The 23,844-nt window shown below is 65.5% G+C and carries 23 protein-coding genes; 15 read left to right on the forward strand and 8 right to left on the reverse strand.

Annotated elements, in window-relative coordinates; all coding sequences use genetic code 11:
* Positions 1-44: 44 nt before the first annotated feature.
* From glmU to A5634_RS22130, 4 genes are all read left to right on the forward strand, one after another.
* The gene (gene glmU / locus A5634_RS22115; protein ID WP_065146170.1) at positions 45-1,502 is read left to right on the forward strand and encodes a bifunctional UDP-N-acetylglucosamine diphosphorylase/glucosamine-1-phosphate N-acetyltransferase GlmU; all 1,458 of its coding nucleotides are present in this window, start codon (positions 45-47) and stop codon (positions 1,500-1,502) included.
* Between the two features lie 94 nt (positions 1,503-1,596).
* Complete coding sequence (locus A5634_RS22120; RefSeq protein ID WP_065146171.1) at positions 1,597-2,577, forward strand: ribose-phosphate diphosphokinase; 981 nt, start codon at positions 1,597-1,599, stop codon at positions 2,575-2,577.
* A complete protein-coding gene (gene arsC, locus A5634_RS22125; RefSeq protein ID WP_065146172.1) occupies positions 2,578-2,925 on the forward strand; it encodes an arsenate reductase (glutaredoxin) in 348 nt (115 codons plus the stop codon).
* The gene (locus A5634_RS22130) at positions 2,922-3,581 is read left to right on the forward strand and encodes an LpqN/LpqT family lipoprotein (RefSeq protein ID WP_065146173.1); all 660 of its coding nucleotides are present in this window, start codon (positions 2,922-2,924) and stop codon (positions 3,579-3,581) included. Before arsC ends, A5634_RS22130 begins: the two co-directional genes overlap by 4 nt.
* 9 nt (positions 3,582-3,590) lie before the next feature.
* On the opposite strand, the gene A5634_RS22135 is transcribed toward A5634_RS22130, so the two are convergent.
* A complete protein-coding gene (locus tag A5634_RS22135) occupies positions 3,591-6,869 on the reverse strand; it encodes a helix-turn-helix transcriptional regulator (protein WP_155769657.1) in 3,279 nt (1,092 codons plus the stop codon).
* Between the two features lie 212 nt (positions 6,870-7,081).
* Here A5634_RS22135 and A5634_RS22140 point away from each other — a divergent pair, with 212 nt between their 5' ends.
* From A5634_RS22140 to pth, 3 genes are all read left to right on the forward strand, one after another.
* The gene (locus tag A5634_RS22140; RefSeq protein WP_065146175.1) at positions 7,082-7,951 is read left to right on the forward strand and encodes an oxidoreductase; all 870 of its coding nucleotides are present in this window, start codon (positions 7,082-7,084) and stop codon (positions 7,949-7,951) included.
* A gap of 223 nt (positions 7,952-8,174) precedes the next feature.
* Entirely contained in the window at positions 8,175-8,846 is a 672-nt protein-coding gene (locus A5634_RS22145) for a 50S ribosomal protein L25/general stress protein Ctc (RefSeq protein WP_065146176.1), read from the forward strand.
* Between the two features lie 6 nt (positions 8,847-8,852).
* Positions 8,853-9,428, forward strand: coding sequence for an aminoacyl-tRNA hydrolase (gene pth, locus A5634_RS22150; protein ID WP_065146177.1), 576 nt, complete (start codon positions 8,853-8,855; stop codon positions 9,426-9,428).
* A gap of 82 nt (positions 9,429-9,510) precedes the next feature.
* Here pth and A5634_RS22155 read toward each other — a convergent pair whose 3' ends face one another.
* The 5 genes from A5634_RS22155 to A5634_RS22175 all read right to left on the reverse strand — a co-directional run bounded on the left by A5634_RS22155 (position 9,511) and on the right by A5634_RS22175 (position 15,517).
* Positions 9,511-11,145, reverse strand: a complete 1,635-nt coding sequence (locus tag A5634_RS22155) for a fatty acyl-AMP ligase (RefSeq protein WP_065146195.1) — start codon at positions 11,143-11,145, stop codon at positions 9,511-9,513.
* 230 nt (positions 11,146-11,375) lie between these two features.
* Positions 11,376-12,329: a 4-(cytidine 5'-diphospho)-2-C-methyl-D-erythritol kinase gene (locus A5634_RS22160; RefSeq protein ID WP_065146178.1), complete on the reverse strand. Its 954-nt coding sequence runs from the start codon at positions 12,327-12,329 to the stop codon at positions 11,376-11,378.
* 56 nt (positions 12,330-12,385) lie between these two features.
* Positions 12,386-13,333: a 16S rRNA (adenine(1518)-N(6)/adenine(1519)-N(6))-dimethyltransferase RsmA gene (gene rsmA, locus A5634_RS22165; protein ID WP_155769659.1), complete on the reverse strand. Its 948-nt coding sequence runs from the start codon at positions 13,331-13,333 to the stop codon at positions 12,386-12,388.
* Entirely contained in the window at positions 13,306-14,433 is a 1,128-nt protein-coding gene (locus tag A5634_RS22170) for a resuscitation-promoting factor (protein ID WP_065146180.1), read from the reverse strand. The genes rsmA and A5634_RS22170 overlap by 28 nt, the downstream gene beginning before the upstream one ends.
* Positions 14,434-14,647: 214 nt before the next feature.
* Complete coding sequence (locus tag A5634_RS22175; RefSeq protein WP_065146181.1) at positions 14,648-15,517, reverse strand: TatD family hydrolase; 870 nt, start codon at positions 15,515-15,517, stop codon at positions 14,648-14,650.
* Between the two features lie 31 nt (positions 15,518-15,548).
* On the opposite strand from A5634_RS22175, the gene metG reads away from it, so the two are divergent.
* From metG to A5634_RS22190, 3 genes are all read left to right on the forward strand, one after another.
* Positions 15,549-17,102 (forward strand): methionine--tRNA ligase, encoded by a 1,554-nt coding sequence (gene metG, locus A5634_RS22180; RefSeq protein WP_065146182.1) that lies wholly within the window; start codon positions 15,549-15,551, stop codon positions 17,100-17,102.
* A 53-nt stretch (positions 17,103-17,155) separates the two neighbouring features.
* A complete protein-coding gene (locus A5634_RS22185) occupies positions 17,156-17,521 on the forward strand; it encodes a PAS domain S-box protein (protein ID WP_065146183.1) in 366 nt (121 codons plus the stop codon).
* Between the two features lie 95 nt (positions 17,522-17,616).
* The gene (locus A5634_RS22190; protein WP_065146184.1) at positions 17,617-18,177 is read left to right on the forward strand and encodes a serine acetyltransferase; all 561 of its coding nucleotides are present in this window, start codon (positions 17,617-17,619) and stop codon (positions 18,175-18,177) included.
* Here the strand turns inward: A5634_RS22190 and A5634_RS22195 are convergent.
* Together A5634_RS22195 and A5634_RS22200 are read right to left on the reverse strand one after the other, a co-directional pair.
* Positions 18,170-18,877, reverse strand: coding sequence for a TetR/AcrR family transcriptional regulator (locus tag A5634_RS22195; protein WP_065146185.1), 708 nt, complete (start codon positions 18,875-18,877; stop codon positions 18,170-18,172). The two genes, A5634_RS22190 and A5634_RS22195, sit on opposite strands and share 8 nt — an antisense overlap.
* Before the next feature lie 138 nt (positions 18,878-19,015).
* Positions 19,016-19,693, reverse strand: a complete 678-nt coding sequence (locus A5634_RS22200) for a TetR/AcrR family transcriptional regulator (RefSeq protein ID WP_065146186.1) — start codon at positions 19,691-19,693, stop codon at positions 19,016-19,018.
* Between the two features lie 307 nt (positions 19,694-20,000).
* Here A5634_RS22200 and A5634_RS22205 point away from each other — a divergent pair, with 307 nt between their 5' ends.
* From A5634_RS22205 to rfbC, 5 genes are all read left to right on the forward strand, one after another.
* Entirely contained in the window at positions 20,001-20,300 is a 300-nt protein-coding gene (locus A5634_RS22205) for a PE family protein (protein WP_065146187.1), read from the forward strand.
* A 28-nt stretch (positions 20,301-20,328) separates the two neighbouring features.
* Complete coding sequence (locus A5634_RS22210) at positions 20,329-21,501, forward strand: PPE family protein (RefSeq protein ID WP_065146188.1); 1,173 nt, start codon at positions 20,329-20,331, stop codon at positions 21,499-21,501.
* Between the two features lie 272 nt (positions 21,502-21,773).
* Complete coding sequence (locus A5634_RS22215; protein ID WP_065146189.1) at positions 21,774-22,571, forward strand: glucose-1-phosphate cytidylyltransferase; 798 nt, start codon at positions 21,774-21,776, stop codon at positions 22,569-22,571.
* Positions 22,568-23,233, forward strand: a complete 666-nt coding sequence (locus tag A5634_RS22220) for a PIG-L deacetylase family protein (RefSeq protein WP_065146190.1) — start codon at positions 22,568-22,570, stop codon at positions 23,231-23,233. Before A5634_RS22215 ends, A5634_RS22220 begins: the two co-directional genes overlap by 4 nt.
* A gap of 40 nt (positions 23,234-23,273) precedes the next feature.
* Positions 23,274-23,834, forward strand: a complete 561-nt coding sequence (rfbC, locus tag A5634_RS22225) for a dTDP-4-dehydrorhamnose 3,5-epimerase (protein WP_065146191.1) — start codon at positions 23,274-23,276, stop codon at positions 23,832-23,834.
* The last annotated feature ends 10 nt before the right edge of the window (positions 23,835-23,844 follow it).

Consider the following 23,844-nt stretch of genomic DNA (forward strand, 5'->3'; position numbering starts at 1 on the left):
CGACGTGCAGACATGCACGCTCAGCGGGGTAAGAGGAGGAGTTGATGACGTTTCGTGGTGACACCGCGGTCCTGGTCTTGGCGGCCGGGCCCGGCACCCGGATGCGGTCCGACACCCCCAAGGTGCTGCACACCCTCGGCGGCCGCAGCATGCTGTCGCATTCGCTGCACGCGATGACCAAGCTGGCGCCGCAGCACCTGATCGTCGTGCTGGGCCATGATCACGAGCGCATCTCCCCACTGGTCGCCGAGTTGGCCAACGACCTGGGCCGCACTATCGACGTCGCCCTGCAGGATCAACCGCTGGGCACCGGACATGCCGTACTCAGTGGCCTGTCGGCCCTGCCGCAGGATTTCGCGGGCATCGTCGTAGTCGCCGCGGGCGACACCCCACTACTGGACGCCGACACGCTGGCCGACCTGACCGCCACCCACAGCACCACCGAGGCAGCGGTGACCGTGCTGACCACCACGCTGGGCGACCCACACGGCTACGGCCGCATCCTGCGCACCCAGGACGACGAGGTGATGGCGATCGTCGAGCAGACCGACGCGACGGCCTCGCAACGAGGGATCCGCGAGGTCAACACCGGCGTATACGCATTCGACATCGCCCCACTGCGCTCGGCACTGGGCCGACTGAGCTCCAACAACGCCCAGCAGGAGCTCTACCTCACCGACGTCATCTCGATCCTGCGCCGCGACGGCCACACCGTCAGCGCCCGCCACATCGACGACAGCGCGGTCGTAGCGGGCGTCAACAACCGCGTCCAGCTTGCCGAACTGGGCGCCGAACTCAACCGCCGCATCGTGGCTGCCCATCAGTTGGCCGGTGTCACCGTGATCGATCCGACGAGCACCTGGATCGACGTGGACGTCACCATCGGCCGCGACACCGTCATCCACCCGGGCACCCAACTATTAGGACGCACCCAGATCGGTGGCCGCTGTGTCGTCGGACCGGACACCACGCTGACCGACGTCAACGTCGGCGACAGCGCCACGGTGTGCCGCACCCATGGCACGTCGTCGACCATCGGCGCCGGCGCCACCGTCGGCCCCTTCACCTTCCTGCGGCCCGGCACCGTGCTGGGCGACGACGGCAAGCTGGGCGCGTTCGTCGAAACCAAGAACTCCAACATCGGCACCGGGACCAAAGTGCCGCACCTGACCTACGTCGGGGACGCCGATATCGGCGAGCACAGCAACATCGGCGCGTCCAGCGTGTTCGTCAACTACGACGGCGTCACCAAACGACGCACCACCATCGGCTCACACGTGCGCACCGGTTCCGACACCATGTTCGTCGCGCCGGTCACCGTGGGCGACGGCGCGTACACCGGCGCCGGAACCGTGGTTCGCGAGGACGTCCCGCCGGGTGCGTTGGCCGTGTCGGCCGGCCCGCAGCGCAACATCGAAGATTGGGTACAGCGCAAGCGGCCCCAGACGGCAGCAGCAGAGGCGGCGCAGAAGGCCGCGGCGGAATCAGATCAGACGCCGTGACACAACCTGGGTATAACCCGAACGCAGAACCAGGCGCTTCGCCATCGTACGATGGTGCCTTCCTTTCAGATCCCGACACGGCAAGGGCAGCCCGGTGAGCCACGACTGGACCGATAATCGCAAAAATCTGATGCTGTTCAGCGGCCGCGCCCACCCGGAGCTGGCCGAGCAAGTAGCCAAAGAGCTCGACGTGCACGTCACCGCCCAGACGGCGCGGGAGTTCGCCAACGGCGAGATCTTCGTCCGCTTTCACGAATCGGTGCGCGGGTGCGATGCGTTCGTCTTGCAGTCGGCGCCGGCGCCGGTCAACCGCTGGCTGATGGAACAGCTGATCATGATCGACGCGCTCAAGCGTGGTAGCGCCAAGCGGATCACCGCCGTCATGCCGTTCTACCCCTACGCCCGTCAGGACAAGAAGCACCGCGGCCGCGAACCCATTTCGGCACGGCTGGTGGCCGACCTGCTCAAGACCGCCGGCGCCGACCGCATCGTCACAGTCGACCTGCACACCGATCAGATCCAGGGCTTCTTCGACGGGCCGGTGGACCACATGCGCGGCCAGAACCTGCTGACCGGCTACATCCGCGACAACTATCCCGACAGCAACATGGTCGTGGTCTCCCCCGACTCCGGGCGGGTCCGCATCGCCGAGAAGTGGGCGGACTCCCTCGGCGGTGTGCCGCTGGCCTTCATCCACAAAACCCGGGACCCGCGGGTGCCCAACCAGGTGGTGTCCAACCGCGTGGTCGGCGAGGTGGCCGGACTCACCTGTGTGCTGATCGACGACATGATCGACACCGGCGGCACCATCGCCGGAGCGGTCAAGCTGTTGCACGACGACGGCGCCAAGGACGTGATCATCGCCGCCACCCATGGCGTGCTGTCCGATCCAGCCGCCGAACGACTGGCCGGTTGCGGTGCGCGCGAAGTGATCGTGACCAACACGTTGCCGATCGGCGAGGAGAAGCGCTTCCCGCAGCTGACCGTCCTGTCGATTGCACCGTTGTTGGCCAGCACGATACGTGCGGTTTTCGAAAACGGTTCGGTCACAGGGCTATTCGACGGGGACGCGTAGATGGCTTCGGACGCGGTCATCTACCACAACCCCAAGTGCAGTACGTCGCGCAAGACGCTGGACTTGTTGCGGGACAACGGTTTGGAGCCTGAGGTCGTTCAATATCTGAAGACGCCGCCTTCCCGTGACGAACTGGTGCGCATGATCGACGACGCCGGCATCGAGGTCCGTGCCGCCGTGCGTAAGCGCGAGTCCCTGTACGACGAACTCGGGCTGGCCGACGCGAGCGATGACGAGTTGCTGGACGCGATGGCCCAACACCCCATCTTGATCGAGCGGCCTTTCGTGGTCACGTCGAAGGGCACCCGGTTGGCCCGCCCGATCGACACGGTGCGCGAAATTCTGTGACGCTCAGAGTTCTACGCGCTTGTGCCGCTGCGTTCGGGGTGGCCGCGTTGACGTTGTCTTCCGTGGCATGCGGTCCGAAAACCGCTGACTATCAATCGATCTGGACCACGTCGTCGACAACCAGCACTTCACCGGAACCGACCGAGCCACCCGTCCCGCTGTCCAAATACCTGGAAGGCGAAGGGGTCCTCGGAGAGTCGGTGGCGCCGAGCGAGCTGACCGACCTGACGGTGTCGATCCCAACCCCTGCGGGCTGGAAACCGCGCGCCGGTGACCCGAAGGGGTCCAAGGCGGTCATGATCTCCAAAGGCGACAACTACCCGGCGGCATTGCTGGTGGTCTTCCGACTTCGCGGGCAGTTCAAGCCGGCCGAAGCGATCAAGCACGCCAATGCTGATCTGCCGCAAGGCTTTCACCAACTCGACGCCTCCATGGCCGATTTCAATGGTTTCCCCTCGTCGATGGTGCAAGGAACCTATGAGCTCAAGAGCGCGCGGATGCGCAGTTGGAACCGGGTGGTGCTGCCGACTAGTGCCCCGCCGGCAAACCAGCGCTACCTGGTGCAGTTGATCATCACCAGCCTGGCCGATCAGGCCGTGTCGGAGAGCAACGACGTCGAGGCGATCATCCGCGGGTTCGTGGTGGCCCGCAAGTAGGCGCGAGCACTAGTGGCGACCGGCCTCCTGCACCAGTTGCACGCGCGACGTCAGGCCCAGCTTCGCGTACACGTGCGTCAGGTGGCTTTGCACGGTGCGCGGTGAAATGAACAACCGCGCACCAATTTCTCTGTTGCCCAGGCCATCTGAAACTAGTCGCACCACGTCGAGCTCCATCGGGGTCAAAGAACTCCAACCGGAAGCGGGCCGTTTGCGTTCGCCTCGACCGCGTTGGGCGTAGGCGATCGCGTCTTCGGTCGACAACGCGGCACCTTCGGCCCATGTGGCGTCAAAGACGTTCTCACCCAGTACTTCCCGAACTCCTGTCACCGTCGATTCATAACCGGCTTGATACATGGGCAAGCGCGCTTGGCACGTGCGTTCCCGCACGCCGTGGGGGCAACCCAGCAAGCGCGCCGCATATGGGTGGTTGCCCTGGTCGGCCGCCAACCGAGCCAAACATTCCAAGACGTCGGGCACTCGGAAGTATGTGTGAGTACGCGCGGCGATGGTGAGGGCTTCATGCCCGTCTCGCTCGGCTTGGTCCGGCTGGTTTTGCGCTAGTGCAATCATGGCGCGCGCCGACAATGCAATGCCCTGGTGGCCACCGAATGTCGCCGCAACGGTGTCGTCGGCCCAGCTACGGGCGGCAGTCAGATCTCCCGATGCCAGCGAGGCCTCGGCTAGTGGGTTGAAGGTCCTCAGAAATGCATCCCGGACCGGGACTGTACGGCTCCGGCATTCTTGTGCTGCCTGCACGGCCGCGTGGGTGTCGCCCGCTGCCAGGGCGGCGTTCGCCCACACTCCGTACACCGCATCTCCATAAAACCCGCCTATCGCCTCCGCATCTGCCAGCGCCGAACGCGCTGCTTTGTCGGCCGCAGCTGCCTCGCCCTGGTAGGCAAGCACATTGGTGTACGTCACCTGCGCAAAGACGGTCAAGGTGACAGCTTCGGCAGCGCGTGTCTCGTCGACCAACCCTCGCAGTAGCTCCGTCGCGGCAGGCAGGCGCCCGAGCAGCCCCAGTGCGGCCCCCAACCAGACCCGAGAACCGTAGGAGGCGAACGAATCACCTAACGCCTCAGCGAGATTCGCGCTTTCTTCCGCGACAGCGACCGCCGCCACCGGCTCTCCTGCGTATACGTACATGGCGGCTTGGTAAGCGAAAATTACGCTCAAACTCCAACGGTCGTCGCGGGCGCGAGCGAGTTCGATCGCCTCGGTGAGGTAGGGCTGGCCGACCTCGGAGTTGTCGAGAGCTCCCATCCCGCAAGCCACGAGAGCATGGATGATGAGTGTTGGATCTCGCAGCTGTCGCGCTTGACTCAATGCCTCCTGCGCTCGGCTCAGATCTGTTGGCAGTCCGGCCCAGGCGGCCAGGTCGCAGCGATCAGTCAGCGCATGCACCCATACCGCCGGTTCGATCGCCGCCTGCTCTTTCAATGCGTCGTCGAAGCCGGCAAGGGCTTCGCGTATTCGCCCACTTCTTATCCAGAACCTGTGCAAGGAGGAAAGTAGCCGAAGGGCTGTCCCGGGTTCCGCATTCTCCCGACTCCAGGCGAATGCGGCCCGCAAATTCTCGATTTCGGTTCCGGCCCATTGCACCAAGCGATCATCGAGGCGGGGACTCTGTGCATGCAGGCCGACGGCCGTGGCCGTGTAGTAGTCGCGATGACGGTTGCGGACCTGGTCGGCCTCGCCGGACTCACCGAGCTTTTCCTGCGCGTATTGGCGCACGGTCTCCAACATGCGATAGCGCATACCGGTGCCGGTCTCGGTGGCGACCACCAAAGATTTGTCCACCAACAGGCTTAGCTGATCAACGAGTTGGTAAAGCTCCACGTCGTTCTCGACCCCGACGGCTTGGGCGGCGTCGAGGTCGAAACCGGCCGCGAAGACGGCCAGCCGCCGGAACAAGACTTGTTCGGGCTCGGTCAACAGCGCATGCGACCAATCCACCGATGCCCGAAGGGTCTGCTGGCGCCGCACCGCGGTCCGCGCTCCCCCGGTCAGTAACCGGAACCGGTCGTGCAGACTGTCCAGAATCTGCTGCAACGACAACGCCCGCACCCGCGCTGCGGCCAGTTCAATCGCCAACGGCATGCCATCGAGCCGCTCACAGATATCCTGAGCTAGTGGCGAATTGTCTTCGCTTACAGCAAATTCCGGCCGCGCCCGGCGAGCACGATCGGCGAACAACTCCACAGCTTCGCCGGCGACCGGCAATGACGGGACTCGCCAGCTCAGTTCGCCCGGCAGCCCCAGTGGCTCACGGCTGGTCGTCAGAATGGTCAAATTCGGGCAGGCGCCGAGCAATTCCACAACCATGGCCCCCGAGGCATCGAGCAGGTGCTCACAATTGTCCAGCACCAGAAACATTCTCTTCGCACCGAAGAACGAGAGCAGTAAATCCATCGTGGAGCGACCAGGCTGATCGGGCAGACCCAACGTGCGCGCGACTGTCACCGGGACGACCGCGGGATTGGTGATCGGCGCCAAATCGACGTACCAAATCCCCTCGCAGAATTCGGCGGTTAACTGGCCGGCCACTTCGACCGCCAGCCGGGTCTTACCAGCTCCCCCCGCACCCGTCAACGTCACCAAGCGGTTCTCGGACACCAGCAGACGCAACTCAGCCATTTCGGCCTGGCGCCCAACGAAACTCGTCAGCTGTGCCGGAAGATTGTGTGAGACAACAGCACTGCGCACCCGCAACGGCGGGAACTCGTTGCGCAGATCCGGGTGGCACAACTGCACCACCCGCTCCGGACGCGTCACACCCTTGAGGGGATAACTACCCAAGTCGCTCAGCCACACCCCCTCGGGGAGCCGATCTGCCACCAACGACTCGGTCACTCCCGACAGCACCGTCTGACCACCATGCGCCAAGTCCCTGATCCGCGCGGTGCGGTTGATCGTCGGCCCCGCATAGTTGCCCTCATCACGCAACTGAATCTCGCCGGTATGCAACCCAATTCGAATCCGGATCGGCGCCAACGGAGCGCGCTGCAACGTCAGCGCACACCCCACCGCGTCGCTGGCCCGAGCGAACGCGACCACGAAGCTGTCGCCTTCGCCCTGCTCCACCGGACGCACCCCGCCATAGGCGGCAACGGTCTCGTCGACGGTGCGGTTCAACAGGGCCAGTGCGGCGGTCATCTGCTCGGGCTGGGTCTCCCACAACCGCGTCGACCCTTCGACGTCGGCTAGCAGCAACGTCACCGTCCCGGTCGGTAGCAGCTCGCTCAACCCCAGCTCGCTCCAGTTCAGCTCCACGTGTTGGCTCATGGTAGCCAGCATCGCGGCCAACAACGCGGATTACATCCGCGCAACCGCGCACTTCCCCTGCGTGAGCAGGTCCGCATCCCGGCGGGCACGCTGGTGCTGGCGAACACCGCCTCGGCCAATCGCGACCCGGAGGCGTACGACGACCCGGAACGGCTCGACATCAGCCGGACCCCTGAGCGTCCCCCTGGAGTTCGACACCGGAAACTAGAGCTATGACCGACTGGACAGCAGCAGATCTTCCCTCCTTCGCCGGACGCACCGTCGTCATCACCGGCGCCAACGGCGGCCTGGGCGCGATAACGGCCCGCGAGTTGGCCGGGCGGGGCGCCAGGATCATCATGGCCGTCCGCAACACCGACAAGGGTGCCGCGGTTGCCGCAGAGATGAGCGGCGAGATCGACGTCCGTCAGCTCGACCTGCAGGATCTGTCGTCGGTGCGGCGCTTCGCCGCCGGCGTCGAGGATGCCGACATTCTGATCAACAACGCCGGCATCATGGCCGCGCCGTATTCGTTGACCGTCGAAGGATTCGAGAGCCAGATCGGCACCAACCACCTCGGGCACTTCGCGCTGACCAACCTGCTGCTTCCGAAACTTCGCGACCGCGTCGTCACCGTCTCCTCGATGGCGCACTGGCCCGGTCGGATCAACCTGGCCGACCTCAGCTACACATCGCGCCGCTACTCGCCGTGGCTGGCCTACAGCCAGTCCAAGCTCGCTAACCTGCTCTTCACCAGTGAACTGCAGCGTCGCCTCGATACGGCCGGTTCTCCGCTGCGGGCGTTGGCGGCCCACCCTGGCTACTCGCATACCAACCTGCAGGGCGCTTCGGGGCGCAAGTTCGGCGACGCCGTCGTCTCGGCCGCCACCCGACTGGTCGCCACCAACGCCGATTTCGGCGCCCGGCAAACGTTGTATGCGGCGTCTCAGGACCTACCCGGCAACACCTTCGTCGGTCCCCGTTTCGGCTACGTCGGCCGCACCCAACCGGTAGGCCGCAGCCGGGCCGCCCAGGACCCGGCGACCGCCGCCGCACTTTGGGAGTTGTCGCAGCAGCTCACCGACACCGAATTTCCACTCTGACGGTGCCCAATCCTGCGTCAGCGGTGCGGCCCACTCGAACTTTTGCGCCATAGCCGCAGAATCAACGGCCCCCCAGAACTGCGCAATTTCCGCTCCACGGCGCTGATGCGCTAACCTGGCCGGGCGTCACGGCGAGGGTGGCTGGTCATTGACCAGCACCGTTATCGACGGAGACCGGCATTCTGTCGCGATCCTGGCCGTGCCTAAACCACAGGAGCGACACATGGCTAATAAGACCGCTGTTAACCAATTGACCGTCACCGTGCGTACCGAGACCGGCAAAGGCGCATCCCGCCGGGCCCGCCGCGACGGCAAGGTTCCCGCCGTCCTCTACGGCCACGGCAGCGACCCACAGCACCTCGAGTTGCCCGCACACGACTTCGCGGCCGTGCTGCGTCACTCCGGCACCAACGCGGTGCTCACCCTGGACATCGCCGGCAAAGAGCAGCTCGCGCTGACCAAGGCGCTCGACATACATCCGATCCGACGCACGATCCAGCACGCCGACCTGCTGGTGGTGCGGCGCGGCGAGAAGGTCACCGTCGAGGTCAACGTGATCGTCGAGGGCGAGGCCGGGCCCGACACCCTGGTCACCCAGGACGCCACAGCCATCGAGATCGAGGCCGAGGCCCTGTCGATTCCCGAGCAGTTGACGGTTTCCGTCGAGGGCGCCGAGCCCGGCACCCAGTTCACCGCCGGGCAGATCGAACTGCCCGCCGGCGTCAGCTTGGTCTCCGACCCGGAGCTGCTGGTGGTCAACGTGGTGCAGGCGCCGACCGCCGCGGACCTCGAGGACGAGGGCGCGGGCGAGGAAGGCGAAGCCGCCGAGGGCGCAGCCGACGAAGCAGAGGCCGCGACCGGCGAGGCCGGCGAGGCCGAAACCGAGTCCGAGTAGCGCGACGTGGCCGGACCGCTTTTGGTGGTCGGCCTGGGCAATCCGGGCGAGACCTACGCCCGGACCCGGCACAACCTCGGGTTCATGGTTGCCGACGTGCTTGCCGCCCGGCTGGGCGGAAAGTTCAAGGCGCACAAGCGTTCCGGTGCCGAAGTGATCACCGGTCTGCTGGCCGGCAGGTCGGTGGTGCTGGCCAAGCCGCGCTGCTACATGAACGAGTCCGGCCGCCAGCTCGGCCCGCTGGCCAAGTTCTACTCGGTGCCGCCGGCCGACATCGTCGTCATCCACGACGAACTCGACCTGGAGTTCGGCCGCATCCGGCTCAAGCTCGGCGGTGGCGAAGGCGGCCACAACGGGCTGCGCTCGGTGGCTTCCGCGTTGGGTACCAAGGACTTTCACCGGGTGCGCATCGGGATCGGCCGCCCGCCGGGACGTAAGGACCCGGCGGCGTTCGTGTTGGAGGCCTTTACTGCGGCCGAGCGGGCAGAGGTGCCCACGATATGTGAACAAGCAGCTGACGCAACGGAATTGCTGATCGAGCTGGGGCTGGAGCCCGCCCAGAACCAGGTGCACGCCTGGTAGCGCGCCCGTCTAACCCCGCCGAGCAGACGCAGAATCGCGTGAATCCCGTCGGAATTGTGCGATTCTGCGTCTGCTCGCGAAACTAGGTGACGAGCGTGACCGAGTTGGCGCGGCGCAGCTTGCCCGACGGCGTCTTCGGAATGGTGCCGGGGCCGAGCACCACCACGTTGCGTGGCCGCACGTCGACCTCCTTGACGACCTCGTGGGCCACCTGGTGCTCGATGCGACGCACCTCGGCCGGGTCCTCGAAAGCATTCGATTCAACGGCGACGGCGAACGACTCACGCGAATGTCCGGCGTCCAGGCGCACGGCTACCGCGCAGCCGGGGCGGACACCCTCGACGCGGCCGGCGGCCCGCTCGATGTCGGTCGGGTAGACGTTGCGTCCGGCCATGATGATGACGTCCTTGACGCGGCCACACACCACGACGTGTCCGTCGTCGGTGAGGTAACCGAGGTCGCCGGTGTCATACCAGCCGTGCTCGTCCTGAGCCGGCAAGAAACCGCCCATCGTGATGTAGCCGGGCGTCAGCGACTCGCCGCGCAGCTCGATGACCCCGACGCCGCGGGATGGCATCAGATTGCCGTCCTGGTCGACGACGCGGGCCTCGAGATCCTTCAGCAGGGGCCCGAGGGTGGCCAGCCGGCGGGTGTTGCCCTTGGTGGCGGGAACGGCCCGGCGCAGCGCGGCCAACAGATCGGCGTCGACCTCGTCGACGACCAGACCCGAGTTGCACTTCGAGAACGACACGGCCAGCGTTGTCTCGGCCATCCCGTAAGCGGGCAGGATGGCCGACGAGCGCAGGCCGAACGGCTTGCCGGCGTCCAGCAGGTCCTCGACGTCAGCCGGTTCGACGGGCTCGGCGCCTGACAGCGCAAAACGCAGCGTCGACAAGTCGAACTGCCCGGGCTTGGCCTGCCGGCGCAACCGCTTGGCCAGCAGCGCGTAAGCGAAGTTGGGCGCCGCGGTCATGGTGCCCTTGTACTTGTCGATCAACTTGGCCCACAGCAGCGTGTCGCGCAGGAAGTCCATCGGGGTGACCTTGACCAGCTCCGCGCCGAAGAACATCGGAATGGTCAAAAAGCCCACCATGCCCATGTCGTGGAAGCAGGGCAGCCAGCTGACCATCACGTCTTTGTCGACGTCGTACTCCGCGCCGATGAACATCGCCTCGGCGTTGGAGTAGATGTTGCGGTGGGTGATCTGGACCGCTTTCGGTGAACCCGTGGATCCCGAGGTCAGCTGCATCAGCGCCAGATCGTCCTCGCCGACCTCGACCGGGTCGACGGGCTCCGAGGCCAACAGGTCGGCGACGGTCAGAACCTTGATGCCTTTTTCCTCGAGGACGGGGATGGCCACCATGAACGGCTCGGAGACCACGACGGCCTTGGCCTCGATCATGCCGATGACGGTCATGGTGTCCTCGGCCCACACGGCCAGGTCGGTACGCGGGGTGGGCTGGTGCAGCATGGTCAGGCTCGCGCCGCGCATCCACAGGCCTTGTGCGGTGGGGGCAATTTCGACCGGGAAACCGGCCAGGACGCCGACGGCGTCGCCGCGGCCGATGCCAGCGGCGGCCAAGCCGCCCGCGATACAGCGCGCGCGCTCGTGCACTTCGCCCCAGGTGTGACGGACGGGTTCGTGAGGTTCACCGGTGACCATGCCCGTCGTCGCCGTGCGGGCATTACGGAACATCTTCTCGGTAAACCGGCTCACGCAAACCTCCTCGGTTCCAGCGCTTTCCCCACGGTCCGAGCATTTATGTTCCACCCGCCAGATCTCACTTCGATGCAGGCGCGCGTACACGTTGGGGAGCGTTTAGGTCTCGATTTGGTGATGAGCTTTTCTTAGCGCTACTCGCCACCGCGGATTATCTTAAGCAACTCTTAAGTAACTGCCAAACGGTGACACGATATGAGTTCGATGTCACAGTCGCAACAGACCAGTCACGGCTCCGTCGCGGGCGCGGGCACGACGCGCGCGCCCGGTACCGGTCCAGCCGCGACGCGCACGGTGCGGCACACGCCGGCGCCGGAAAGCTGAGTGCCGACTTCAACAGCCGAGTCGGCCGAGGCGCACAGAAACGCACAGGTCGGGCCGGAGCCGGACACGATGCCGGCCAGCGCGCCCGCGTCCACTCCCGCACGCAGCGCCCGGCGCAACGCCGGATCCAGGCTGACGGCGGCCGCCTGCATCTCGTTGCCCAGCAGCGGCGCCAGCTGCTGCGGATCGCCGGCGGCCAGAGCGGCCAGCACCGGCCCCGGCTCGTCCAGCCGGGGCGGATCCCCTACCTCGCGGAGCCGGTCCAGCTCGGCGTACACCGCCGGGGTCAGCAACCCGCTGTCGGCGAACGCCAGCACCCAGTGGAAGGTGTTTCGCGACAGCACGGTCGCCAGTTCCTCGCCGCGGCCGGTGCCCAGCGCGGTGCCGCCGTGCAGCGCGAACGGCACGTCGCTGCCCAGCTGCGCGGCCATCGCGCGCAAGTCGCGACGAGGGAGGTTGAGTTCCCACAGCGAGTTCATCGCCACCAGGACCGCGGCCGCGTCAGCGCTACCGCCGGCCATGCCGCCGGCCAGCGGAATGGACTTGTCGACCAGGATCGAGACGTCAGGAGCTCGGCCGACGTGTTCGGCCAGCAATTCGGCCGCCCGCCAGGCGAGGTTGCGCTTGTCGGTGGGCAGCTTGTCCGCGCCCTCGCCGACGTTTTCCAGCGAGAGCACGTCGGCATTGCGGACGGTGACTTCGTCGAACAGGGAGACGGCGTGGAACACCGTCGTCAGCTCGTGGTACCCGTCGTCGCGGCGATCACCGACAGCCAGGTACAGGTTGACTTTTCCCGGCACCCGAACGGTGACCGACCCGGTGGGCACCCACAATTCGGCGGTGGAGCCGTCAGACATCCTCGACCACCGCAGCAGACTATCGTGCCAACCCTCGCTGTGCCCTCAACCGTTCCCTAGCCGGCCGAGGCTTGCGCCGTATTCGCGGCTGGGCCCGCCCCGCCCGAGCGCTGGTAGAGCCGCACGAAGTCCTCGATGGACAGCGTCTCACCACGTCGGGCGGGGTCGATGCTGGCCGCGAGCAACCGGTTCGCCGACTCGTTGCCCGAACCGGCCCATTCGACGAAGGCGTTGCGAGAAGTCTTGCGGCGCTGGGCGAAAGCGATATCCACCAACTGGAAAACACCGGTGCGGAAGGCCTCGTCAGTGGGCCAGGGGGAGGACTCGTAGCGGTCGATGCGAACCAGGCCGGAGTAGACGCGGGGAATGGGCCAGAAGACAGTCGGCGAGACGGTGCCGCACCGACGCACCCGGCCGTAGAAATTCATTTTGACGCTGGGCACGCCGTATTCCTTGCCGCCGGGCACGGCCGCCAGGCGTTCGGCGACCTCGGCCTGCACCATCACCGTGACGGTGCGGATGGAGGGAAACTCAGCCAGCAGATGCAGCAGCGCGGGAACCGCGACGTTGTAGGGCAGGTTGGCCACCACTGAGGTGGGTTGGGGGGCCGGCGCAGCGGACAAGGCCCGGGCGAGATCTTCGTTGCGCAGCGTCAGCACATCTTGCTGCAGCACGCTCAGACGCTGGGCTTCGCTGTCGGAGCGCTCGGCGACGGTCTGCGGTAGTCGCTGCGCCAGCACCGGGTCGATTTCGACGGCGGCGACCCATGCGCCCCGGTCCAGCAGGGCCAACGTCAGAGACCCCAGCCCCGGTCCGACCTCGAGAACCACATCGGACTTATCGATACCGGATGCAGCGACGATTCGCCGCACCGTGTTCGCGTCGTGCACGAAGTTCTGTCCGAACGACTTGCGCGGCGTGAAGTCGAGCTCCCTGGCCAACCGCCGGATCTCGGTGCGTCCGAGTAGCCGGACGGTCAGCGCGCACCCACCCGTCCACTGCACACCGGCCAGGCGCCCCAGCCCTGGCGCTGCCGGGTCACTTCGGCGATGGCGATCTGCTCTTCGCGGGTGGCCAGGTCGGCGCGCGCCGCGTAGCGCAACCCGCCGTTGGCTTCCCAGGTCCCCTGGTCGAACTGCACGCCGCCGAAGAACCCGTTTCCGGTGTTGATCGCCCAGTTGCCACCGGCTTCGCAGCCAGCGAGCGAGTCCCAGATGCTTCCGTCGCTGACGGGGGGCACCTCGGTGCCCGGCTTGGTGCCGACCCGCAGCACGGCTTCACGGGCGGGTGTCACCACCGTGTTGGCGATCGGCAGGCGACCAGTCTCCACACCGTTGACCTGTGCCACCGCGAACGTGACGTCCTGAGTGCCTGGGACGCCCGGGTCTTCAACGACCTCGCGGCTCATGTTCATCTCCGGGTCCTCGATGCGGCGCGCCGGCGGCGGCAGCGGCATGCGCTCGGTGACCCGCTCGATGCGGTTGCGGGTGACCCTGATCTGCATTCCGTCGACCACCGGGGCGGCCGGAGCGGGCACCACCTGGTCGCTGTCCTCCAGCGGTGCGCCGGCCGCATCCAGCAGCCCGGCCACATTGGGCGCCGGTAGGTGCACGGTGCGGATCACACCGCCGTCATCGATTTGGACCGTCTTGGCGCTCACCACCGGCAGCGCCATGCCCGCCAGCGGAACGCGGCTGGCACGGGAAGCGGCAGCCGGCGCGGTGTCGGTCATGGCCAGCTGCGCCAGTGCCTCGTCCACGGTGGAGGCGGTGGTCCACACCTGCCGCGAGTTCTGGCCGTCCAGGGTGATCTCCAACGGCCGACTGCGCCGCAACACGATGGTGTCGGCGTCTCCGACGGTCACATCGCCCGCTGGGTACAGGTCGTCGCGCTCGTCGACGGAGAAGCCGTTCTCTTCGATGATGTCGATCACCCGCGACTTCATCGTCGAGACCTTGATCGACGTGCCATCCACGGTCAACGTCACGGTCTTCGACGCGGACACGGCGAAACCGCCGGCGAAAGCGAGGACCAACAACAGGGCGCCAACCAACAGGCGCAACGCGAGGGATTCAGTTTGATGAAGTTTAGTAATCAGATTCAATGTCTATTCCCGGTCTAATCCCAGTTAGTTCCGACCTACAGCGAGCCTTACGTAGCAACTACTCAGCAACGTCTCCACGACGTCTAAACGACGAGCCACCGACCATATTCAGCTGAAATGACAAAATGGGCCCAGAGGCCCACCCGTTCGATCACAAGACGGTAACGAACCGACCAATGCTGAGCAACTCGGGCACGCCCCGAACCAGCCCAAGTTAGGGCCGATTAGGGGTTATGACTCTGGAACCCGAATCCAGGCCATAAGCCCGACGGGCATTGCTGGTGGTGATTTCAGCCAATTCCTCCGGACCACGATTTACCAGCTCAGCAATGGCGCGGACGGTATATGGGAGGCAGTACGGTTCGTTCGCTGCGCCGCGGTAGGGGTGCGGAGTCAGAAATGGCGCGTCAGTTTCCACCAGAAGTTGGTCCGGCGGTATCAACGGAACGGCTTCGCGCAGGTCACGCGCGTTACGGAAGCTCACCGTGCCGGACAGACTCAGCAACCATCCGGCGGCCACGCAGGTGCGAGCCATCTCACTATCTGAAGAAAAGCAGTGAAATATCACAGTCGGCGGCGCGCCCTCAGCGCGCAGCACGTCGAGCACCTCCCGGTCGGCCTGGCGATTGTGGATCATCAGCGGCTTACCGGTGCGCTTGGCCAGGTCGATGTGCCACGCGAACGCCTCACGTTGCACTTCCGGTTGCGCGCAGCCGTCGAGCCGACCGGGCCAGTACATGTCCATGCCCGTCTCACCGACGGCCACCACCCGCGGATGAGCCGCAAGCCGCTTGATCTCGGCGCGCGCGGCCTCGTCGAGCGCGTCTGTTCGGGTCGGGTGCAGTGCCACCGCCCCGTACACCCGTGGGTCCCACTCGATCGCGCGGGTCACCCACCGCGCCGAGTCCAGATCGTCAGCGATGGTGACCATCGCGACCACCCCGACGGCCGCGGCTCGGTCGGCGACCGCGACCACATCGGCGTCCTCGACGGCGCCGCAGGCATCCAGGTGGGTGTGGGCATCTATCAGCGGTCGCAGGGGTTCCGGCGCGGGAGGCGGTTCTCGTTTGGAGCTCACGCGCACACGATAGGTGCACCCAATAGGGTGAGTCGCGATGAAGCCTTACTACGTCACCACCGCGATCGCCTATCCCAACGGCGCGCCGCACATGGGTCACGCGTACGAGTACATCGCCACCGACGCGATTGCACGATTCAAGCGGCTGGACGGCTTCGACGTGCGCTTCCTGACCGGGACCGACGAACACGGCCTGAAGGTGGCGCAGGCCGCCGCGGCCGCCGGAATCCCCACCGCGCAACTGGCCCGCGCCAATTCCGATGTGTTCCAACGCATGCAGCAAAAGCTCAACATCTCCTTCGACCGGTTCATCCGCACCACCGACGCCGATCACCACGTGGCATCGAAGGAACTCTGGCGTCGCATGGAGGCCTCCGGCGACATCTATCTCGACAACTACGCCGGCTGGTACTCGGTGCGAGACGAGCGATTCTTCGTCGAATCGGAAACCCAACTCCTCCCAGATGGCAGCCGCATCGCGGTGGAAACCGGAACGCCGGTGACCTGGACGGAGGAACAGACCTATTTCTTCCGGCTCTCGTCATACGCCGACAAGCTACTAGCGCACTACCAGGCCAACCCTGACTTCATCGCGCCCGAAACGCGCCGCAACGAAGTCGTCAGCTTCGTCTCGGGCGGTTTGGACAACCTGTCGATCTCGCGCACCTCGTTCGACTGGGGTGTGCAGGTGCCCGGACATCCCGACCACATCATGTACGTCTGGGTCGACGCGCTGACCAACTATCTGACCGGCGCGGGCTTCCCCGACAGCGACTCCGAACTGTTCCGCGATTACTGGCCGGCCGATCTGCACATGATCGGCAAGGACATCATCCGGTTCCACGCCGTGTACTGGCCGGCGTTCCTGATGTCGGCTGGAATCGATTTGCCGCGAAGGGTTTTCGCGCACGGCTTCCTGCACAACCGGGGCGAGAAGATGAGCAAGTCGGTGGGCAACATCGTCGACCCGGTGGCGTTGGTCGACACGTTCGGAGTGGACCAGGTGCGCTATTTCGTGCTGCGCGAGATCCCGTTCGGTCAGGACGGCAGTTACAGCGACGAGTCGATCATCACCCGGATCAACACCGACCTGGCCAACGAACTGGGCAACCTGGCCCAGCGGTCGTTGTCGATGGTGGCCAAGAACCTCGATGGGGTGGTGCCCGAGCCCGGCGAGTTCATCGACGCCGACGCCGAACTGCTCGCTACCGCCGATGGTTTGTTGAACCGGGTGCGGGCCCATTTCGACAGGCAGGCTTTGCATTTGGCGCTGGAAGCGATCTGGCTGATGCTCGGCGATGCGAACAAGTACTTCTCCGCTCAGCAGCCGTGGGTGCTGCGCAAGAGCGAGTCGCCGGCCGATCAGGACCGGTTCCGAACTACGCTCTACGTCACCTGCGAGGTGGTCCGCATCGCGGCGCTGCTGGTCATCCCGGTCATGCCCGACTCGGCCGGCAAAATGCTGGATCTGCTGGGTCAATCCCAGCAGCGGCGGACATTTGCGGCCGTCGGCACCCGGCTCGCGCCCGGTACGGAATTGCCGTCGCCCACAGGGGTGTTCCCCCGCTACCAGGTGCCCGAATCCGAATAAGCCATAATCGGAAAGTGGAGCGAAGACGGAATCGGCAACCCGCCCAATCGCCAATGACCACTCTGAAGCAGTTGCCTGCGCTGGTGGTGCTGGAACGGATTCCGGTACCGGTCCTCGCGATCGGCGACGACGGCAGCATCCTGTTCACCAATACGGCGTTCGCTCAGATGGTGGGCTTCGAACCGGAAGAGGTTCTGACGCTGCGCTTCCACGAAATCTTTCATCAAGCCCCCGAGTCGGACTCGTCGCTGCTCTCCTTCGTGCACGCGTTGGCCAACATGGTGGTCGAGTTGGCACACAAAGACGGCTCGGTGGTCCGGGCGCTGATGAGTCGGTCGGCGGTCATGCGCGCGGACGACAAGTTTGCGCTGGCAGCGTTCCAGGACCTGACCGAGCAGCTCTGGGAAGAAGAGCGCTGACCGAGTTGGACCCGGCAACCGGGCCCGCTCTGAGATTTCAGAGACCGTGAGTATCGCTCTAGGCGATTGTTGATACTTGTAGTACGGTTTTATGGGTGATCAAGACTCGCCAAGATTTGGAGTCGTACCTCGCTGCGGATTTGCATGCGCAGGGACTTGACCGTTGGCGGCACCGCTACCGGATCATGCATCGCGCACCCTACTTTCAGCGGATGCTGCGCAAGACGGAGTACTGGACCAACACCGCACGGACGCCGTTCGGACATTTGGTGGCCGCGTACTTGCGGCTGCGGTTGAAGTTTCTCGGCGAGAAGCTGGGTTTCGGCATCCCCATCAACGCATTCGGGCCCGGTCTCTCGGTTGCCCACGTGGGCTGGGTACACGTGCACCACCGGGCAAAAGTCGGTGCGAATTGCCGAATCCATCAGGGCGTGACACTGGGCGAAGGCCGTCCGGGTGAGTACCCCAGCATCGGCGACGACGTCTTCATCTTCCCGGGCGCCATGGTGATCGGTGTCGACGTCGGCAGCCGGGTCGGCATTTACGCGGGAGCGGTGGTGACCAAGCCGGTGCCCGACGACGTCGACGTCGCGGGCGTTCCCGCCCGCATCATCAGGGACCGCCGTCCCAGCCGTCAGCCCGTCGCAGCTAGCTGATCTCCGGCGTCCCGGCCGCCGCGGCCGAGGCGCTGGGCAGCGAATGGCGCATCGTTTCCCGAGCCAGAAACTGCCTGAAGTAAGGCAGCGACGCTTCGGCCGCGATCCCGGGAAGCAGCAGAATCCATAGTTGACTCAGCCGTACGGCAAGGTCTTCGAGCAGGCCTTCACCGCTGCGGCTTCGCGACGTCGCGATGGACAGCAACCGAGTCCCGACCATGGCTCCCACGATCGACTCGCTGAGCAGGTCCGGGTCGACGTCCTCGCGTAGGTCGCCTTCGTCGATCGCCTCGCGGGCCTGGCCCGCCATCTCGGCGACCCATCCGCTGCAGCAGCGCGCGGCGGCATCGTTGAACCCGGCCAGGGCGGCGATCAGTTGCTCGGACGCGCGCGCTGTCTTGTCGGTGCTGAGCACGCTAGCGATCGCGAACGTGCCATGGATCATGTTTTCCAGCGCCGGCGTGGCCGACCCGCAGACACTGCGGAATGCGGTGAGGAGAACCTGGGCGCCTTCGTCGATGATGTCGGAGGCGAGCGCTTCTTTAGAATCGAAATGGTGATACAGCGCGCCCTTGGTCATGCCGGTGCGCTCGATAATGGTCCCCCACCCGGCAGCCGCGTAACCGACCTCGCTGAAAACATCGATCGCCGCGTCCAGAATTTTTCGCCGGGTCACCTCGGATCGAACTTGGCGCGCCATTGCCAATGCCCTCCCCAGTGATTCAATCCGGTGTAGGCTCCGGACCTCCGCGTCTCGTTCTTCCTGGTCAGCGGGTAAAGCGTAGCAGCCGCCGGCCGGGCGTTCTCGATCGTTCGTACCAGAATGTTCCTCGGCGGATCACCCGGCAGTCACCGCGGCCGGGGCTGCTTTCACCGCCAGCGCGGTACGCCGCCGCAGGAATTGTTTGAAGTAGTCAATGCGGTCCTGCTGCAAGATGGCCGCCAAGACCAGACCGCAATTCTTTTCCAGGTCGAGCAGGTACTGCTTCGGGTCATCCAGATCGCCGGTTTGCCGCAGCCCCATGTACATCGACACGATCAGCCGCGCGACGTCTCGCGGATCACATCCCGGCGCGACGTCACCCTCATCTATTGCGCGCTGGACAACGACGGTAAGCATCTCGATCCAGCCGCCCAGCACCTGCGACTGCTGACCCGCGGTGCGCCCCACGGATTCGAGGAGGTGTGCCGCTGCCCTGGCCACATCCTTGGTGGTGTCCCGAACCGCGGCTAGATAGCAGAAGTCGATGAGGGTTTCCAGGCCCGAAAGCTGCCGGGCCAACAGGTCGTCGACGGCGGCCCGCCCTTCGGCCGTGTGCTGGTCGATGATGGCCACGGCCAGCGCGTGCTTCGAGCGGAAGTGGAAGTACATCGCACCCTTGGTCAATTCAGCCTCGGCGAGGATGTCGTCGAGACCGACGTCGTGGTAGGCGCGGCGGGCGAATTGATGTGCAGCGGCTCGCAGGATCTGCTGCCGGGTGGTGTCTGCTCGTCCGTCGGCCGGTTCAGTCGACACGTCGCGATGCCTTCCTTCTCGAGCAGGGTGGCCAGTTGGTGTGTCGCGCGGCCCTCGCGCACCACCTGAGAGGTTAGCAAGTCACCGCCGACCTGCGCGGATCCACGCGCAACTGGCTCTAATTAGACAGTTTTCAATACTACTAGTTATTTTCTGGGCTATACACCGTTCTAAAAGTATGTATAGTGACGTTCTAGATGGATTGTGGTTTGACCGGGCGGACTAAATGGGTCTATACCGCCGGGTTTGAGCGCAATTACATTCCGGAGCCCTCCTAGGGGTCGAACGTTCGGGTGAGGAGAGACGCATGTCGTTCGTGAAGACGCAGCCGGAGGTTTTGTCAGCCTCGGCCGGGACCTTGGAAAACATCGGCTGCGCGGTCAGCAGCGGAAGTGCTGCCGCCGCCATCCCCACCACTGCCGTGGCGCCCGCGGCCGCCGACGAGGTATCGGCCCTGACGGCCGTGCAGTTCGCCGCCCACGGCCAGATGTACCAGGCCGTGAGCGCGCAGGCTGCCGCAATCCACGAAATGTTCGTCGAGGTCCTGCGGACCAGTGCCGGCTCGTATGCCGTCACCGAAGCCGCAAACGCCGCGGCCGCGTCCTGATCAACGGCTGACCAAACGGGGGGAAGCAATGGACTTTGGGGCACTACCACCGGAGATCAATTCCGCGCGCATGTACGCCGGCGCAGGAGCGGCACCGTTGCTGACCGCCTCCATCGCGTGGGACGAGCTGGCCACCGAACTGACGTCGGCCGCCTCGGCCTACTCGTCGGTGATCACGGGCCTGACTGCCGGCCCGTGGCTGGGGCCAGCAGCGATTTCCGCGGCAGCCGCCGCCACGCCCTACGCGGTGTGGATGGGCGCGACGGCCGCACAGGCCGAGGACGCTGCCAGCCAAGCCAGGGCTGCGGTGTCCGCTTACGAAGCGGCCTATGCGGCAACAGTCCCACCAGGGGTGATCGCGGCGAACCGGGTCCTGCTGGCGACGCTGGTGGCGACCAACTTCTTCGGTCAGAACTCCCCCGCGATCGCGTTCACCGAGGCTCACTACAGCGAGATGTGGGCACAGGACGCCGCCGCCATGTACGGCTATGCGGCAGGTTCGGCTTCCGCTACGACACTGACCCCGTTCGAGACGCCGCCGCAGGTCGCCAATCCGGCTGCGGCGGCCGCACAGGCCTCCGCCGTCTCGGGCGCCACCGGCGAGGCAGCGGCGACGCAGACCACGCTGGCGTCGCTGGTGACCTCGATGCCGACCGCGCTGCAGGGGATGGCGACGCCCGCCTCACTCACGTCGGCGGCGTCGCCGGCCGCTGCAATGGGCATTCCGCTCAGCACGTCCAGCGGCGACATGTCCAACTATCTGAACATCGCCGTAATGCCTCTCTTCGCGCTGAGCAGCCTGATGGGCATTGCCCAGACCATGCAGGGCATGGCCGCGACCGCCGCGCAGCAGGCCGCTCAGGTGGCGGCCGAAGCCGCGGAGGTCGCGGCCGGGGCGGCTGGCGCGGGTGCAGAGGCGGCCGGCGCCGGAGCGTTGGGCGCGATGGGCCAAGCAGCCAGTTTGGGATCGCTGTCGGTGCCTCCGGCCTGGACGAGCGTCATCCCGACGGCCCATCTCGCCGGCGTCAGCTCAGCACTGCCCGGCGGCAGCCCGGGTGCCATGGGTGCCGTGCCACCGAGTTTGTTGGGCGGGATGCCCCGAGGCGCTGCGACCCAGGGCCCAGGTGCCGGCCCCCGCTACGGCTTGGTGCCCACGGTGATGGCGCAACCGCCGTCTGCCGGGTACGGCGCCATTCTCTGAGTCTGGGGCCGAAACGATGGGGACGCCGACTATCGCCGATCCGAGTATCGCGGATCCGACCTGCCACGGGGTCGCACGGATCGCGTTGCGACTTCGCCTACCACGCCTGACAAACTTCCAGTCACTATTTCCGCTTGGTTTCATTCTAATAGTTTGTAATAATGGTTCTAACTAAGCTTGCAGTATGTCGGCCGCGACCGTCGGTCGATTGAGTACCCGCCACGAGCGGTTTGCACGGCCCGAAAGGGCGCGGGGATGAAGGGGGCAAAGCGATGAAGGTCGTACTTTTCTGCGGGGGCTACGGCATGCGGATGCGAAGCGCGGACGGCGACCTCGTCCCCAAGCCCCTCCAGATGGTCGGGCCGCGGCCGCTGCTGTGGCACGTGATGCGTTACTACGCGCACTACGGCCACAAGGAGTTCATCCTGTGCCTGGGCTACGGACAGCAGCTCGTGAAGGACTTCTTCGTCAACTACCGCGAAACCGAATCCAACGACTTCGTCATGCGCGGCGGCAAGGTCGAGCTGCTCGACTCCGACATGTCGGACTGGACCATCACTTTCGTCGACACCGGCTTGGAGTCGCCGATCGGCGAGCGGTTGCGCCGGGTGCGCAAGTATCTCGGCAAGGACGAGTACTTCCTCGCCAACTACGCCGACGTGCTGACTGACGCACCGCTGGACACGATGATCGATCGTTTCCACGCCAGCGCGGCGTCCGCTTCGATGCTCGTCGTACCGCCGCAGTCGTCGTTCCACTGCGTGGACGTCAGCACCGACGGCGATATCAAGGAGATCGCACCGATCGCAAAGTTCCCCATCTGGGTGAACGGCGGCTACTTCGTGCTGCGCCAGGACGTCATCGACCTGATCCCCGAGAACGGCGACCTGGTCGGCGACGCGTGCATGCAGTTGGCCGGAACCGGACAGCTACTCGGCTATCAGCACGACGGGTTCTGGAAGCCGGCAGACACGTTCAAGGAACGCGCCGAACTCGACGCCGACTACAACCGCGGCATCCGTCCGTGGGCGGTTTGGGACCAGGCTGCCCTGGCGGAAAAGTCGGCATGATTCCCCTGACGTTCGACGCAGGCATCGGTTCCATCGCGGTTGTCGGCGCCCACTGCGACGACATCGTCATCGGCGCCGGCGCCACGCTGATGCAGATTGCGCGCGGCAATCCCGGTTTGGTCATCCATGCCCTGGTACTCACCGGTGCCGGCACCGACCGCGAAATCGAGGAAAAGAACGCCTTCGCCGCCTTCTTCCCACAGGCAGACGTCCGGCTCACGGTGGCAGACCTACCCGACGGGTTGTTGCCGGAGCATTGGGGATTGGTCAAGCGGCGACTGGCCGACTTCCGCCGCAGTTGCGAACCGGATCTGGTTTTCGGGCCGCAGCGCGACGACTACCACCAGGATCACCGGCTGCTCGCCAAGCTCATGCCCACCGAGTTTCGCGCGCATCTGGTGCTGGGTTACGAAATCCTCAAGTGGGAGTCGGATCTGCCGAATCCCTCTGTGTACGTGCCGATTTCGGACGATGTCGCGCACGAAAAGGCGAAACTGCTGACGCAGTGCTACCCGTCGCAGACCGGCCGGGACTGGTTTGACGACGAGACGTTCCTGGGTTTGATGCGAGTGCGCGGCGTGCAGAGTCGTGCCCGCTACGCCGAGGCCTTCGTGCTGGAGAAGGCCGTTTTGAATCCGATCGTCGGGGGCTCACCCGCCTGAGCGGCGAGTGCGAATCAACAGAGGGGACAACAGGAATCCGATGAAATACACACCCACCCACGTCGCGGGCGTCACGATCGTCGACATCGAGCCGCATCACGACCACCGCGGGTTTTTCACCAGGATTTTCTGCGCCGACGAATTCGCCGAGCGGGGACTGATTCCCGAGGTCGCGCAGACCAGCATCTGCTTCAACCAAACCCGCGGCACGGTGCGGGGTCTGCACCGCCAGGTGCCACCGCACGCCGAGGCCAAGCTGGTGCGCTGCATCCGCGGCGCCATTGCCGATGTCGCGGTGGACGTTCGCCCCGAGTCGCCGACCTACGGCAAGCACGTCATGGTGGAACTGAGCGCAGCCAACCACCGTGCGCTGTTCCTGCCGCCGTATGTCGCGCACGGGTTTCAGACCCTTACCGACGACACCGAGATCCTTTACCAGATCAGCGGCCCCTACCAGCCCGGCGGCGAAGAGAGCTTCCGGTGGAATGAGCCGCAATTCGGCATCGAGTGGCCGTTGCCGGTCACGGTGATTTCCGAAAAAGACGCCAGCTGGCCGCTTTTGGCCAAGCCACTCTTCCCGCCCCAGAGCGAGGCGTCGTGACTGTCCGTTC

Source organism: Mycobacterium asiaticum, assembly GCF_001673365.1.
GTDB classification, from domain to species: Bacteria; Actinomycetota; Actinomycetes; order Mycobacteriales; family Mycobacteriaceae; genus Mycobacterium; species Mycobacterium asiaticum_A.